The following is a 14,239-nucleotide window of genomic DNA, read 5'->3' on the forward strand; positions in this document are numbered from 1 at the left end:
AGGAGGAACAGGCGATATTTGGGGAAGGGTTCGGGAACGGACTTGTCGTGATCGCTCGTCGACTCATGGCCCAAGGATTGGTGCCCGCTCACGACCCTGGACAGTAATCCCACGGAACCGCTGTTGGTTCAGCTGTCACTGCAATTCAGTCCGGTCTCGCTCTCGATCGTCAGTGACCGGTGGGCAGTCATCGAGAAGCTCGATGGTGAGATATTCGCCGTTGTCGACGGTGACACGACAGCGGTTATAGATGAACGAGAGACGACCACCGATTCGCGGTTCTCCGTTAGACCGCGAGTCGAAGAGTGCATCTAGCGCGTCCGGATTGATGACATGGGTTAGTGGCGGCATTGACTTCGGTTGACGACCGCTTACAGCGCTCACTGCGCGGACGATAGCGGTGGTCACCGACTCGTCCACTCCCACCTCATATTCCATACTACCAGTTAGGGCTCACGGATAAAAAGCTGTAAGATTTTGACCCAAATAATCAAAACAGATTGGTCCGACCTCAACCGAGAACAGCGTTTTTGAAGGTCCCGGTTCGCTGCGTCAATCGTTGTAGCCAGGACGATGTTTGTGAACAACCCCGACCAACAAGGCTCGGGCTTCTTTATAGTTCCCTCAGATTACCGCTAACACTCCCTGCAACCTCGACGCCTACCCGTTCCAGAGCAAGGTCGTCTCAAGCGGTTACGAGGGATGAGGTCGGGCGGTTCACACGCCCCGATGCCCACCGTCGCACCTTCCGAACTTGAGGAAGGCTCTTGAGAGCAGGCACGTCTAACAAACACTTCTCCAATCCACGCTTCGCAACGTTCACCGACGCATTCCTATCCGCATGATCTTAATTACCACACGACCGACACTTGAATCGCTTCAGATTCCGATTCGCTTCCTCAACGTGTTCACACGAGGTTAGTGTCGGTTGCTCAATATGAATGCAACGTGCTCGAGCTCACCCATTGACAAGACCACCCACACCGGGAGAACAGTTATGTCAGTCCCGGGAGACGACACGATCGACGATGACCTCGACCGCACCACTCGCACGATCCCCCTCGAGTTCGACCCTCGACGGGGGACGGTCATGGATCGACCAGCACCGTCGCTCGAAGCGACGCTGACCGTTCGCGTCCCGCTGGGAGCGGCCGGCGGCCTCGTCGACGGCGCCACGGCGACCCTCGAACGAGTCGACGCCGTCGACCGCGTCGGCACCATCGACGTCACCGCCGTCTCGCCCGGGCTCAACGACACCGCCGTCGACTGTCGGGTCCGTCTCGAGTTCGCGGACCCGGTCGAGGAAGACCTCGCGAGGACGGCCCTCGAGGACGGGGTCGGGGCCCTCGGAGTCGAGTCCGTCGATCCGATCGAGGACGGCCCGCTCGGCAGTTCCGTCCTCGAGGCGGAACGGGGGTAAGCCCTCGACCTACTCCTCCTCGTCGGTCCCCGCCGAGTCGACGGTCTGCTCGCGGACCGTGATCCCCTTCCGACCCAGGTGCTGGAGCTGTCGGCGGGCGAACTCCTCCTCTCGAGTACCGCGAGTAGCGAGCACGTAGACGAGCGCCCCGCCCGCGGGTCGCATCGTCCGTCCGGCCCGCTGAGTTCCCTGTCGTCGCGACCCCCCGAGACCGGAGGCAACGATCGCCATGTCTGCCGTCGGGAGGTCGATCCCCTCGTCGCCGACCCTGGAGATCACTAGCAGATCGCGCTCGTCCCGGCGGAACTCCTCGAGCAGCCGCCGGCGCTCGTGGTGGGGCGTCTCCCCGCTGAGGAATGGGACGTCCAGTGCATCGGCGATCTCCCGGCCCTGCTCGAGGTAGTCGACGAAGATCAGCGACTTCGCGCCCGGATGGGCCGACAGCAGGTACCGAACCTCGTCGATCTTCCCTCGATTCTGTGCGGCGATGCGGTACTTTTCTCGTCCTTCGGCGGAGCCGTAGGCGTTTTGCTGTTCCTCGTCGCCCCACGGCACGTAGCGGATCTCGAGTTCGGGTTCGGCGACGAAGCCGGCGTCGAACAGCGCCTCCCAGTCGGTGCCGATCGGCGGGCCGACGAGGGTGAAGATCTCTTTCTGGCGGTCGTCCTCCCGGATCGGGCTCGCTGACAGCCCGAGACGATGTCGGGACTGGAGGTGGGTGCTGCGCCGGTAGATGTCCGAGGGGACGTGCTGGCACTCGTCGAACACGACGAGCCCCCACTCGCGGTCGTCGAACAGCGAGCGGTGGCGATCCATCCCCGCGATCTGGTAGGTGGCGATCGTCACCGGCCGCACGTTCTTCTGGCCGCCGTGGTACTGGCCGATCTGGCCCGGCTCGAGCGAGGTGTACTCCTCGATCGTCTCGGCCCACTGCCGGGCCAGATCGCGACTGGGGACGAGCACGAGGGTCTCGCCGCCGACGTGGGCTATCGCACCCATCGCCGCGACGGTCTTGCCGCTGCCCGGCGGGCCGACGAACACGCCCTCGCCGGCCTCGGCGAAGCGATCGACCCACTCGCGCTGGTACCCGCGCAGCGAGACCTCGAGGTCGATCTCGAGGACCTCCCCGGACTCGAGTTCGCGGTGGTCCTGGACCGGGTAGCCCGCCTCGTAGAGGATCCGTTTGATCGCGGCCTCGGCTCCCTCGCGGACCCAGTCCTCGGTCTCAGAGATGGGGGCGTGGACGTGTTCCTCGTCCAACTTCTGACGGGCGACATTGCCCATGATCTCCGGCGTCTGGGCCTCGAGCACGGTGTAGCCGTCCTCGTGGGTCGCCAGCCGAAACTGGTGGGCCCGATCCCACTGACTCTCGACCCAGTCCTCGAGGTCCTCGTTGCGCTGGCCGAGCGCCTGACGCATCGTCCTCGCGAGCTCCTCGAAGGAGTCGTGGGGTGTCCCCCAGACGTCCTCGGGTCGCACGACGTAGCGGTACCCCTCCTCGCCGTTGCCGTCCGCGAGGTGGGCGAACTGCGAGAGCTGCGCCCGCGTGAACTGGTCGGGGCGATCGACGACGATCTCGCGGCGCTTCGGGAAGACGACGACCCGTTCGCGGTCGGTGAGGTCCTCGAGCTCGCTGGGGTACCAGACGACGGGGTCCGTCGAGACCGAGAGGCGCTCGAGGTCGCCCCGGTCGGCGAGGGTCTCGAGACGCTCGCTCGCGTCCTCGTGGGGGATTTCGAGGGCGCGGGCGACGGCGGCCGCGGTGAGCACGGGCGAGCCCTCGCGCTGGGAGGCGTCGTGGAATTCGGCGATCGTCGGCTCCTCGCCGGCCGCCGGTGACTCGAGGTCAGTCGGTTCCCCGTCGACCGCCCGCTCGAGGGCGTCCCCGCCCCCGTCAGTCGGCTCGTCCGTCACCTCGCGGGTGGTACCGTCGTCGGCGTCGCTCGAGGAGTGGTCTGTCACTGACGGCCCGTAGCGGGAGTACGGGTAAACCGGTTACGTTCGGTCCCCCGAGGATCGAGCGTGAGCCCCACACTATATGCGGATCGACACCGTAACACATGCCGTATGTTCCGCGCGATTCTCCCCGAGGGACAGATCGTCTGCGAACGGTACGACCGAACGGACGACGGTCTCGAGCTGTACAACGGCGACGACGAGTTCGTCGCGTTCGTCCCCTACGCCAACCTGCACGCGCTGCTCGACGACGACGTCTACAGCGAGAACGAGCGGTCGATCATGTAGCGGGCTGCTGGTCGATCGCCTCGAGCTGCTCGCGGTACCTGTTTCTGACCGTGACGACGGTCGTCTGTGCGGTGTCGGCGACGGCTCGCTGGGGGATCGTCTCCTCGCAGAGCAGCCCCGCGGCGTAGATCGCCGCGGCCGCAAATCCCGTCGGCGACTTTCCTGAATGCAGTCCCTGCGTGGTCGTCTCGTCGATGATCTCGATCGCCTTCGACTCGACGTGGGTGTCGACGTCGAGCTCCGAGCAGAACCGGGGGACGAACTGTCGAGGGTTCGTCGGCTCGAGATTGATGTCGAGCTCGTCGGCGATGTACCGGTAGGTGCGGCCGATCTCGCGCTGGTCGACCCGGGAGACGGCCGTTACCTCCTCCAAGCTGCGCGGGATGTCCTCCTTGCGACACGCCGTGTACAGCGCGCTAGTCGCGACGCCTTCGATCGAGCGTCCCCGGATGAGGTCCTGCTCGAGGGCCTGTCGGTAGATGACGCTCGCCGTTTCCTTGACGGGCTTTGGCACTCCGAGGGCGCTGACCATTCGATCGATCTCCGAGAGCGCGTACTTGAGGTTTCGCTCGCCGGCGTTTTTCGTCCGGATGCGTTCCTGCCAGACCCGAAGCCGGTGGAGCTGGCCGTGTTTGTCGGCCGACATCGAGTGGCCGTTAGCGTCGCGGTTGCGCCAGTCGATCGTCGTCGTCAGCCCGCGGTCGTGCATCGACTGGGTCAGGGGCGCACCGACCCTGGAGAGCTCGTCGTGCTCCTGGGCGTTGAACGCCCGCCACTCCGGCCCGTAGTCGATCGGATCCTCGGTCAGGACGAGCCCGCACTCCCCGCAGACCCGCTCGCCGCGGTCCGGGTCGTGAACGATCGTCTCGGTTTCGCAGTCGGGACACAGGGCCGACTCCCGACTCCGTGACTCCGATTCGGCTCTGGCGTGATCGACGATGGACCGCGTCATCAGTACCGAAAAGCCATCCCGACACTGTAAGGGGGTTACATGGTTTCGAGAGAAACCGTGACTTACTGATTCGTGTCCGATAACGCCGTCGAGTGAACGAGCGATGACCGACGACGTCGTCCCGTTCGCACCCGATGCAAAAACGGAACTCGAGCCGAGAGCGGCATCCGACGCCATCCGTTCGGTGGCGGTCCCCTCGGCGGATCCGTCTCCGAGATGCGAGCGCGAACGCCGAAGATGCGTCGATTCTATCGTTTCAGCGAGGACATAAGGTAAATCTCCCGTTCATCGTGTAACCCCCGTTTGTGGGTTCGAACCGTCGACTGAGTTTATAGCCTTGCGGTCGAAGATCCCGATCCAGTGTCGCGTTACCGACCCGTCCGTCCTCGTCGCCGGCTCGCCCGCCGCAGCCGTACGTGGTCACTACGCGTCACCAATCGGTCGATACCGCGATCGATCGATCGGCCGACGCGACCCTCGAGCGGTCGGTTTCGTCCCGCCTCGTTCTCCCGAACCGGAAGTCGATCCGTAGCGCCTTTGCAGGCGGTGCGAAACGTGGTTGTGCTTAAGAGAATCAGTGTTGGCGTACAACCTGGTGTGTCAATCGTGATCGCAACGTCGCTTTCGAAGCTGCAGCGGTCGCTGTCGGTCCGACAGCCCGATCGCTACGAACCCCGGCCCCGAACGAAACCAGCGGGAGCCGGCCGTACAGGTGGGGGAGGCGTTCAGTAATGTCGTCGATCGATAGCTCGCTTCCCGACGAAATCGCGTCGGTTACCGATACCGACGACGACGGCCGGCTCTCGAAAGACGTCATCTTCGAGCTCCTGAAAAACCGGCGCCGAAGGGAGGTCCTGACGTACCTTCTCGAGGCCGACGAGACCGTTACCCTCGGCGAACTCGCCGAGCAGATCGCGGCCTGGGAGAACGACACGAGCGTCAACGCGTTGAGTTCCGACCAGCGAAAGCGGGTGTACGTCGCGCTGTACCAGACGCACCTGCCGAAGATGGACGACGCCGGAATCGTCGAGTACGACCAGGACCGCGGGCTCATCACGCTGGCGGACAACGCCGATCTGCTCATGATGTACCTCGACACCGACACCCACCAACAGGATCGGTGGGACCGGTGGTACGCCGTACTGAGCCTCCTCGGAATTGCGGTCGTCGCCGCGGCGACGCTCGGACTTCCGCCGCTCGCCGCCGTTCCGACGATGGCCCTGGCCGGCGCGGTCGTCGGCGCGTTCTCCGTGCTGACGATCGTTCACGCCGTTACGAATCGTCAGGAAGAGCAGACGGTCAACGGGAAACTCTCCCGGATCGAGTGAACGAGCGAGTTCCGGTCCGTGGCCGCCCGGAGCCGACGGCTGTTCTTGGTGGCGCCGCGGCGGTCGCCGTTCCCGCTGGGGACGCGGTGGTCTCGACTGCCGGCGAACGCTCGAGAAGGACTTTTATTCATCTAGCTCGTAGTGACGCTTGGCTCCCAGGACCGCCATCCAGTACCGGAACAGTTCGCGTGCCAGCTGCTGTTCCTGGCGTGGGAGCCGTCTTCTACCCGAGCGACGATTCGGCGAGTGGCGACGCTGCGCAAGCGTCGCGAAACGCCGGGGTCAGTTCCCGCTGAGACGGGTCCGCAACCAGCCGCTACTGATCCCGAGCGTTGTGCTGCACGTCGACGGCCGCGTCGCCGGCGAGCTGGAACGCCGTGATCTCGCCCTCGAACCAGTAGGCGTCGCGCCAGTCGGAGACGGTCCCCCGAACGGTCGCCCCTTCGATGACGTCTTCGTCGTCGATCGAGGCGTCCCGGTACTCCGATTTGACGACCGTGCCGTCGACCGTAAAGGAGTACACGCTCGGCGCGTCGGCCTCGGTGCCGTCGATCACCAGCGCGTGGGGGAGCAACTCGCTGTCGCCGTACTCGGCAGGGTCGATCTCCTCGCCGTCGACGAAGACTCGAGCTTCGCCTTCCGAGAACGTGACGTCGGCGAGCGTTCCCGAGAATCGGAACGTTCGGCTCCCATCAGTCACGGAGTCCTGAACCGTCGAGCCGGAGCTCCGAAGCTCCTCGTCGTCGGCCTCGATGGTTCCGTCGACCGTGATCTCGTAGCTCGCAGGCTCGCCGGTTCCCTCGAGCTCGAGGACGTGGGGGAGTTCGGGGCCGTACTCGTCGGGGTCGATCTCCTCGTCGTTGAGGACTACCGTCGCGGGTCCGTCGACGGTGACGCTCTCGAGGTCGCCGTCGAACCGGAAGGCGTCGACCCAGTCGGCGACGCTGCCGTGGACGGTCCCGTTTTCGATCTCGAGGTCGTCGTCGATCGTCGCGCCCTCGTCGGTCGCAGGGACGACCTCGCCGTCGACGACGAACTCGTAGCGGGTCGCGCCGGAGGCGTCGCCGTCGAATCGGATTCGGTTCGGGAGATCGGACTCGTCTTCGTCGGGCTCGTCAGTTGAGGGTCTTGATCTTGATCCCTGGCTGGCGCCGGCCGCGGCCTCCTCCGCGCTCGTCGGAACGCCGTCGGGAACCGAGAGGTCCGGATCGTTGGTGACGTCGCCCGTCTGGACCTGTCCCTGCGTGTCGCCGCTGTAGGAGCCCGATCGGAAGTCGATCGTTCCGCCCTCGTGGGTGAGCAGCGCCGCGGCGTACGGGCCCGCGGCGAACTCGGAGTCTTCGATCGTGACCGGTCCGGGCGACCAGGCCCAGACGGGACGGCCGTGCTGTTCGGTGTAGCCGCCCCAGCTCCCGTTCTCGGTGGAGTAGTCGGTGTCGTCGTTGTACGCGACGGAGTCGACGATGACGTCGTCCGTACTCGCACACCGGAACGTCGCCACGCCGTTGTTCTTGCCGTAACAGGACTCGAAGCGGACGCTGCCGCCGTTGGCCGTGTTCGAACAGTAGAAGCCGTTGTTCGGCCAGCCCTGAACGTTACAGTGTCGGAACGTGACGTCGGCGTTGCTGTCGCGGTGCAGGAAGATCGCGCCGGGGCCGTGGACGAAGCTCTCGCCGCTCTTGTTCGCGCCGTCGCCGAGGTAGAGGTTCTCGACGAGGACGTCGCCGGCGGGAACGTTGATCGTCATCGCGAAGTCGCCGCCCTGATAGAGTCCCGAGAAGCCGACGTTTCGGATCGTCGCGTCGGCGCCGGTGACGTTCAGCAGGATCCCGTTCCCGTTCGAGACGTCGATCAGCGTGTTCTCGAAGGTCTCTCCCTCGCCGATCTGGATCGTCTGCCCGCTGGCCTCGATGACGTCGTAGTCGTCGTCGGCGCTCGCGACGCCCGCGAAGGCCGCCGCGGCGGTCGTCGTCCCGGCCAGCTTCAGGTAGGACCGTCGATCCAGTAATCCTCGATTACCGTTCGTTTCCGACGGCTCGTCGCCGTCACCGCCGAACCGCTCCGCATCCAGTACCGAAGGTTCGCGTGCCATTGCAATCGAGTAATTCCGTACTACCCGTATAAAGTTTCTCCTCTAGTTCGCATAAAATTAACAGACACTAAATCGGCGGTGCCGGTTAGTTACGTAGATTTTCTATTTTATGCCACGGAATATTATATACACAAACGTTCGACGGCTCTCGAGTAATCACCGATTACCGGGCTCTGCTGTTCGATCGCGGCGGCGATCGTCTGAAATAAGTAACAATTATTCCGGTCACGCCGCGGTCTCGCACTCGAGCAGCGGACGAAAAAACGGATCGGCAGGAAAACGAGCGACGGTGGAGGGTCCAGCGGAGGGCCGCGTCAGCGGCGGACCACAGTGGAGGACTGCGTCAGCGGAGTCGTTCGCGCCGGCGCGGTGGAGGGCGACGCCAGCGGGGACCGGTCGTTACTCGCTCGCGGCTTCCTCGGCGCTGGTCGGAACGCCGTCGGGCACGAACGCCTCGGGGTCGGTGCCGACGTCGCCGTCGAGCTGGACGCTCGAGCCGTCGTGTTCCGCGACGCCGGCCGCGTCGTCGTAGTCGGTGTCGCTGACGACGACGGTGGTGCCGTTTCCGTTCGCGCCCGCGTCGATCGCCGTGTTCGCGCCGTTCATCTCGATCTGGCAGCCCTCGACCTCGACGGTTCCGGGCGCCCAGGCCCAGATTCCCCGTCCCTCGAACCCCTCCCCGTCGACGAGGATGCTCGAGTTCGTGACGCGGCTTCCCTCGGTCGCGAGGCGGTAGTGCGAGACGTAACAGTTCGCCGCGAAACACTCGTCGATGTGGACGGTGCCGCCGCCGGCGTTCCCGGGCGCGGAGGCGTAGATCGCGTTGTCCGCGAACCCCTGGATGTTGAGATTCCGGAAGTCGATGTGGCCGGAGTGGTCGGGGTTGACCCAGAAGCCGGTCTGTCCGTGGCCGGTTCCGGACGCGTTCTGCGAGTCGGAGCCGTCGCCGAGGTAGACGTTCTCGACGGTGCTCGTCGCTCCGCCGGTGTCGGCGACGCCGAACGTCGCGGAGCCGGCGCCGGAGGTGTTCTCGCCGTGGAAGCCGACGTTTCGGATCGTCCAGTCGGTTCCCTCGGCGGTGACGATGATGTCACCCCCGGTGGTCATGTCGATCAGCTTGTTCTCCCAGGTCTCGCCGTCGCTGATCGTGACGGTCTGGCCTTCGGCTTCGATAACCTCGTACTGCTCGTCGGCGGCGGCGGCGCCCGTTGCACCAACTGAGACCGCTGCCGTTGCAACCGCTGCGAGTGACTGCACGTAGCTTCGACGGGTTAAGGACGTGTTACCGTCTGTATTCGTCGCGTTACTCGCATCGGTTGTACGGGGTTGCTGCGCCATACAGTTTCGTAACCTGGCCTTACGGGACATAAACCTTTTCTTGTCATCTTGGGTTAAATTTACAGATTATATTGTACACGTTATCTATTCGGACAGAATGTAGAACGGTTCGGTTACGAACTTACGAAAGTCGTTCAGTCGCGTCGGTCTCGCGGTGACGAAGGTAAGGGACTGTTTTCGGGGACGGCGGCGACCCCTTCCGCTCGAGTAACCTCGATATTCACCGCGAAAAACGGATCTTTCTGATGATCGATCGTGAACAAGACGCGATTACCGGCTCGAGAGCTGCGATCCGGAACCGCGACGGTCGCGACCCGCCCGCGGCCGGGTTACTCGGCGGCCGAGTTACTCGTCGTCCCCGCCCGCGACCGCGTACATCCGGAAGTCGTCGTTCGAGATCACGCGGTCCGCGTACGGATCGTACTCGAGCCCGCGGTAGGCCGTCTCCTCGTAGCGCAGCCCCTGGTAGACGTCGAACTCGCGGGTCTCGTCGAACGAAGAGATGACGAGGTAGTGGTCGGCATCGTTGTACGCACCGCTATAGTTCCCCTCGTTGAACGTCTCGGGGTCGAGTTCGCCGCTGGCCGCGGTGCCCGCGGTCAGCGACTCCTCGCCCTCGAGCCCGTTGATGCCGTGATCGAGCCGGTACGGATCGTACCCGATCCCCGCGTACGGCGTGTCGTCTGCGCCGCGGTCCATCCCGGTCTCGTACCCGTTGAACGTCGCCTCGGGGACGTGCTGGCCGGGGCTGTAGATGATCGGCGAGGCGTAGACGGTCATCAGTCCGAGCACGAGACAGCTACCGAGCACTACCGCCGCAACGGCGCTTGCGCCCGGCCTCGAGACGAACCGGGAGAGCCCGCCCACCCCGTGTGCGATGGCGACCCCGGCGAGAATAGTCAGCAGGACGTAAATAAAGCCCATCTGTCGAAACGCCATGTTGGGCGTCCCGAGGAAGTAGAGGAGGAACATCCCCCCGAGCGGGACGAGCGCGGCGGTGAAGTACGTGACGAGCGACCGTCCCTCCGCGTCCAGTCTCGTCCGCCCGATCACGGCAAGCAGCAGGAACAGTCCAACGGCGAGCCCGATCAGGGCGGCGTCGAGAAACATCGTGACGAACAGCTCCGCGAGGCTGCCGCCGATCTCGGTGAGCGACGTCCCCTGCTGATCGATCTCGGCGCTTCCGCCGACGTCGGCCGCGAAGATGCCCGTGACGAACCCCTCGACGGCGTCGCGGAACCGCTGGTTGGTCACCGCCCAGGCGCCGAAGATCGTCCCGAGGACGAGCGTCTGAGTGTGGAGCGTCGGCTGCTCGAGCATCGGGTTGTCGGCGTACCGTCTGTGGACGAGGTACTGGACGCCGCTTACGGCCGCCACGAAGACGACGGCGTTGACCATCTGCTGGGGGTGGACCAGCAGGAGGGTGATCGCCGAGACGTACACCAGGACACTGAACGGAGAGAGTCCGAGCGGGAATCGTTCGATCGTCGCGCGCCGACGGAGGTAGGCGACGACGGCGAAGACGACGACCGGGACGACAAACAGCGCGTTCGAGTTGGTGTGGACGCCCATGTGGGTCGCGACGTTGTTGATCGGCAACACCATCCAGGAGACGATCGCCGCGACGCCGACCGCGAGCGCGTTTCCGCTCAGGTCGCGCACGGTGAGGGGAACGAAGATCAGGAACGGAACGAACGTGACCACGAGCGCGAACAGCAGCCCTCGCTCGATCGGGATTCCGCCGAGAAAGTAAAAGATCGAACCCAGCGAGTGGACGGCCGGGTAGAACAGTTCGTGGGCCCCCATCTCGCCCTCGACGATATCCCTGGTCCAGCCCAGGTGGGAGAGGGCGTCGCCCATCCCGTAGAAGTAGTAGCCCCTGATCACCGGGAGGCTCACGATCGCGGTTACCGTCGTGGCGCCGAGTCCGATCCCGATGGCCTGCTGGCGGCCGTAACAGACCAGGCTCGCGCTGACGGCGATCGCGAGCGCCAGCGCGAAGGCGATCCAGACCGCCGTCGGCGTCCCGGTGTAGACCGACGACTCGTAGGTAGTCGCGGGATCGTTCCGGGCAAGCGCGATCCCCGCTGCGAGCGCGAGAAAGCCGGCGGCGAAAAGCCAGTCGAGCGCCGATCGGTTCATAGGCTGGCTGTCCGCCGTCTCCTCGATGGTGTCGCGATACACATATCCTGGCACGAGCGACGCCGACGCCGGGGTTTGTTATAGGGAACCTACAAAAATTTCGACGTTGACGCCCGCTCGAGGCGATCGGTGGCCCGACGACGAGGAGCGACGCCGATGGTCGAGGACGGTTTCGGACGGATCCCGAGACCCGCGAACGGACGCCGGCGACGGGGTCTCCGGGGTGCCAGGTCACCGGGCAAGTATGCAGTCCCTGTTCGATCCGGACTGACGGCTACGGACCGATTTCTCGAGTTGCGGACGATCAACGACGCTGATGCTTTTTGTACGCCCTCGGCGTGCTCTGGAGCGACGAACCCGTATATGAGTGCTATCATCATCGATCGGCCGACCGTCGACGGGCGAACCCTCGAGTGCGAGGCCCGCGCCACGCCCGACCTCGAGCGGTTCCTGACGGGCGAGCCGTTCCGAACCGAGTACGACGTGCCGATCGCCGAGGTCCCCGAAGAGATCCTCGCGATCCCCGTCCTCGCGCAGGTCTGTCCCGTCGCGTGGGCCAACGGCGCCGACGTCTACGTCGAGGCGGTCGACGCGACCTTCGCCCGCGCGCTCGAGGACGTGAAGGAGACGCTCTGTGGCATGTACGACTTCCTCGAGGGCGGGACCCTCTACGCCCGGCGCACGATCGATCCCGACCCGCCGGCTGACGGCGAGGGCGACGGCGAGAGCGGACTGCTGTTCACGGGAGGCGTCGACTCGACGTGTTCGTACGTCCGCCACCGCGAGGAGTCCCCGACGTTAATCAGCATTCGCGGCTGGACGATCACGCCCGATCCCGCCGACGACGAGAGCTGGCGCCACCTCACCGACCGCGTCGAGTCGTTCGCTACAGAACGCGGGCTCGAGACGGCCTTCCTCGAGTCGAACATGCTTTCGTTCCTCGATCATCCGATGCTACTGGCTCACTACAAGCGCCACGTCGACGGCGCCTGGTACAGCTCCGTCGGCCACGGGCTCGGCCTGCTCGGGCTCTGCGCCCCGCTGGCTCACGCGCGCGGGATGACGAACCTCTACGTCGCCGCCACCCACTGGGAGGGGATCGACCTCGAGTGGGGCTCCCGGCCCGACATCGACGACAACGTCCGCTGGGCCGGCACCCGGTGTCACCACGACTGCTACGAACTCACCCGCCAGGAACGGCTCGACGCCATCGCCGACTACGTCGCGAGCGACGCCCCCGGCCTCGAGCTCCAGACCTGCAACGTCCGAATGGACGGGAACTGCGGGCGCTGCGAGAAGTGCTACCGGACCGCCGTCGGACTCCGGCTCGCGGGACTCGAGCCGACCGAGCACGGCTACCCGTTCGCCGACCACGAGTACGAGCGGCTCCGAGTCGCCCTCGAGAGCGGCGAGTGGGTGCTCGGCCAGGACGAGCGCTACATGTGGGAAGATATTCGCGGGCGCGCACGCGAGACCGAGTCCGAGTCGGCGACCGAGCGGGCCTTTTTCGAGTGGCTCGAGACGGCCGATCTCGCGGAGCTCGTCTCGGAGTCGGGGCCGCCGCTCTCTCACCGCCTCCTCCACGCGGGTGCCCGAAACGCGCCCAGCAGCGTCTACAACAGGCTGTATCCGGCCTGGGCGACCGCCAAGACGGGCCTTCGGCTGGTTCGATCCGATCGGTAGGAACGCCGAATGACTCGAGCGACCCCGTTCGTCGACGGACGGATCGAAACCCCCGCAGCGCCTGCACGATCGCCACCGGCTGCAAACGCATCAGGAGGTAGCTATTCCTGCGTCGTTACCGAGTGGTATCACTGCCCAGCGGCCTCTCCGAGCGGTCGACGGTCGGTCCTCGGAGGGCCGGGCGAGGGAGAACGATGGCCAACGTATCACCGACGGATAGCGGAGAGCTCGAGACGGTCACCTCGAGCGACGGAACCGAGATCGCCTATGAACGCACCGGGAGCGGGCCACCGATCGTGCTCGTCCACGGCGCCGTCAGCGACCGCACCATCTGGGAGTTCGGCGACGTCCGCTCGAGCGTCGCCGACCGTCGGACGGTGTACGCGATGGACCGCCGCGGTCACGGTGGAAGCGAGGCGACCGAGCCGTACGCCCTCGAGCAGGGGGTCGACGACGTGATCGCGGTCGTCGAGGCGGTCGACGATCCGGTGGCGCTGCTCGGACACTCCTCCGGGGGGCTCTACGCGCTCGAGGCCGCCGCGCGGACCGACGACGTCGAGCGACTGCTGCTGTACGAGCCCGCCGTCGCGGTCACCGACGACGCCCTCGACGTCGAGAGCGAGTTCGAAGCGATGATGAGCCTGTTAGAGGACGGCCGGGACGAGGAGGCCCTCGTGCTGTTCCTGGAGGACATCGCCAGGATCTCGTCGGACGAGATCGACGCGCTTCGGTCGGAGCCAACCTGGGAGGAACAGGTCGAACTGGTCCACACCGTTCCCCTGGGACTGGGCGCGGTCTCGGCCTACGAGTTCGATCCCGACCGGTACGCGGACCTCGAGACGCCGACGCTGTTGCTGACCGGGGACGAGAGCGCCGAGTGGTTCGGCGACGGGATCGACGCGCTCGAGGCGGCGCTCCCGAACGCTCGAGTCGCGACGATGGCGGGCCACGGACACGTCGCTCAGGCGACCGGACCCGAGCGGTTCGTCGACGAGGTACTCGGGTTCCTCGAGGACGCGGGCTGAGTTCCCGACACTCGC

General features: G+C 65.4%; 11 protein-coding genes and 2 pseudogenes. 6 read left to right on the forward strand and 7 right to left on the reverse strand.

Annotated elements, in window-relative coordinates; all coding sequences use genetic code 11:
- Positions 1-107: pseudogene (locus ACFEMD_RS04685) on the forward strand (TrmB family transcriptional regulator); the annotation flags it as partial.
- A 28-nt stretch (positions 108-135) separates the two neighbouring features.
- On the opposite strand, the gene ACFEMD_RS04690 reads toward ACFEMD_RS04685, so the two are convergent.
- A complete protein-coding gene (locus ACFEMD_RS04690) occupies positions 136-438 on the reverse strand; it encodes a HalOD1 output domain-containing protein (protein ID WP_394739779.1) in 303 nt (100 codons plus the stop codon).
- 247 nt (positions 439-685) lie between these two features.
- Positions 686-913: pseudogene (locus ACFEMD_RS04695) on the reverse strand (RNA-guided endonuclease TnpB family protein); the annotation flags it as partial.
- A gap of 84 nt (positions 914-997) precedes the next feature.
- On the opposite strand from ACFEMD_RS04695, the gene ACFEMD_RS04700 reads away from it, so the two are divergent.
- Positions 998-1,420, forward strand: a complete 423-nt coding sequence (locus tag ACFEMD_RS04700; RefSeq protein ID WP_394739780.1) for a hypothetical protein — start codon at positions 998-1,000, stop codon at positions 1,418-1,420.
- A gap of 9 nt (positions 1,421-1,429) precedes the next feature.
- Here the strand turns inward: ACFEMD_RS04700 and ACFEMD_RS04705 are convergent, their stop codons facing one another.
- Positions 1,430-3,382 (reverse strand): DEAD/DEAH box helicase, encoded by a 1,953-nt coding sequence (locus tag ACFEMD_RS04705; RefSeq protein WP_394739781.1) that lies wholly within the window; start codon positions 3,380-3,382, stop codon positions 1,430-1,432.
- 105 nt (positions 3,383-3,487) lie between these two features.
- Between ACFEMD_RS04705 and ACFEMD_RS04710 the strand changes: the two genes are divergently transcribed.
- Positions 3,488-3,664, forward strand: a complete 177-nt coding sequence (locus ACFEMD_RS04710) for a hypothetical protein (RefSeq protein ID WP_394739783.1) — start codon at positions 3,488-3,490, stop codon at positions 3,662-3,664.
- Here ACFEMD_RS04710 and ACFEMD_RS04715 read toward each other — a convergent pair.
- Positions 3,657-4,616 (reverse strand): transcription initiation factor IIB, encoded by a 960-nt coding sequence (locus ACFEMD_RS04715; RefSeq protein WP_394739784.1) that lies wholly within the window; start codon positions 4,614-4,616, stop codon positions 3,657-3,659. The two genes, ACFEMD_RS04710 and ACFEMD_RS04715, sit on opposite strands and share 8 nt — an antisense overlap.
- Positions 4,617-5,347: 731 nt before the next feature.
- Between ACFEMD_RS04715 and ACFEMD_RS04720 the strand changes: the two genes are divergently transcribed.
- On the forward strand, positions 5,348-5,944 hold the full coding sequence (locus ACFEMD_RS04720; protein ID WP_005559108.1) for a DUF7344 domain-containing protein: 597 nt from the start codon (positions 5,348-5,350) through the stop codon (positions 5,942-5,944).
- Positions 5,945-6,260: 316 nt separating this feature from the next.
- On the opposite strand, the gene ACFEMD_RS04725 is transcribed toward ACFEMD_RS04720, so the two are convergent.
- The 3 genes from ACFEMD_RS04725 to ACFEMD_RS04735 all read right to left on the reverse strand — a co-directional run bounded on the left by ACFEMD_RS04725 (position 6,261) and on the right by ACFEMD_RS04735 (position 11,516).
- Positions 6,261-8,036, reverse strand: a complete 1,776-nt coding sequence (locus tag ACFEMD_RS04725) for an AsmA family protein (protein ID WP_394739785.1) — start codon at positions 8,034-8,036, stop codon at positions 6,261-6,263.
- Positions 8,037-8,435: 399 nt separating this feature from the next.
- Complete coding sequence (locus ACFEMD_RS04730) at positions 8,436-9,374, reverse strand: hypothetical protein (RefSeq protein ID WP_394739786.1); 939 nt, start codon at positions 9,372-9,374, stop codon at positions 8,436-8,438.
- 345 nt (positions 9,375-9,719) lie between these two features.
- On the reverse strand, positions 9,720-11,516 hold the full coding sequence (locus tag ACFEMD_RS04735) for a hypothetical protein (protein ID WP_394740494.1): 1,797 nt from the start codon (positions 11,514-11,516) through the stop codon (positions 9,720-9,722).
- Positions 11,517-11,879: 363 nt separating this feature from the next.
- Here ACFEMD_RS04735 and ACFEMD_RS04740 point away from each other — a divergent pair, with 363 nt between their 5' ends.
- A complete protein-coding gene (locus ACFEMD_RS04740; protein ID WP_394739787.1) occupies positions 11,880-13,199 on the forward strand; it encodes a hypothetical protein in 1,320 nt (439 codons plus the stop codon).
- 194 nt (positions 13,200-13,393) lie between these two features.
- A complete protein-coding gene (locus ACFEMD_RS04745; RefSeq protein ID WP_394739788.1) occupies positions 13,394-14,224 on the forward strand; it encodes an alpha/beta fold hydrolase in 831 nt (276 codons plus the stop codon).
- The last annotated feature ends 15 nt before the right edge of the window (positions 14,225-14,239 follow it).

Source organism: Natronococcus roseus (genome assembly GCF_043677095.1).
GTDB lineage: Archaea > Halobacteriota > Halobacteria > Halobacteriales > Natrialbaceae > Natronococcus > Natronococcus roseus.

Bases quoted from the DNA above. Each gene is read 5' to 3' on its own strand.
- ACFEMD_RS04730 (WP_394739786.1), bottom strand. From the start codon at position 9,374: ATGGCGCAGCAACCCCGTACAACCGATGCGAGTAACGCGACGAATACA.
- ACFEMD_RS04735 (WP_394740494.1), bottom strand. From the start codon at position 11,516: ATGAACCGATCGGCGCTCGACTGGCTTTTCGCCGCCGGCTTTCTCGCG.
- ACFEMD_RS04715 (WP_394739784.1), bottom strand. From the start codon at position 4,616: ATGACGCGGTCCATCGTCGATCACGCCAGAGCCGAATCGGAGTCACGG.
- ACFEMD_RS04700 (WP_394739780.1), top strand. From the start codon at position 998: ATGTCAGTCCCGGGAGACGACACGATCGACGATGACCTCGACCGCACC.
- ACFEMD_RS04720 (WP_005559108.1), top strand. From the start codon at position 5,348: ATGTCGTCGATCGATAGCTCGCTTCCCGACGAAATCGCGTCGGTTACC.
- ACFEMD_RS04725 (WP_394739785.1), bottom strand. From the start codon at position 8,036: ATGGCACGCGAACCTTCGGTACTGGATGCGGAGCGGTTCGGCGGTGAC.
- ACFEMD_RS04745 (WP_394739788.1), top strand. From the start codon at position 13,394: ATGGCCAACGTATCACCGACGGATAGCGGAGAGCTCGAGACGGTCACC.
- ACFEMD_RS04740 (WP_394739787.1), top strand. From the start codon at position 11,880: ATGAGTGCTATCATCATCGATCGGCCGACCGTCGACGGGCGAACCCTC.
- ACFEMD_RS04690 (WP_394739779.1), bottom strand. From the start codon at position 438: ATGGAATATGAGGTGGGAGTGGACGAGTCGGTGACCACCGCTATCGTC.
- ACFEMD_RS04710 (WP_394739783.1), top strand. From the start codon at position 3,488: ATGTTCCGCGCGATTCTCCCCGAGGGACAGATCGTCTGCGAACGGTAC.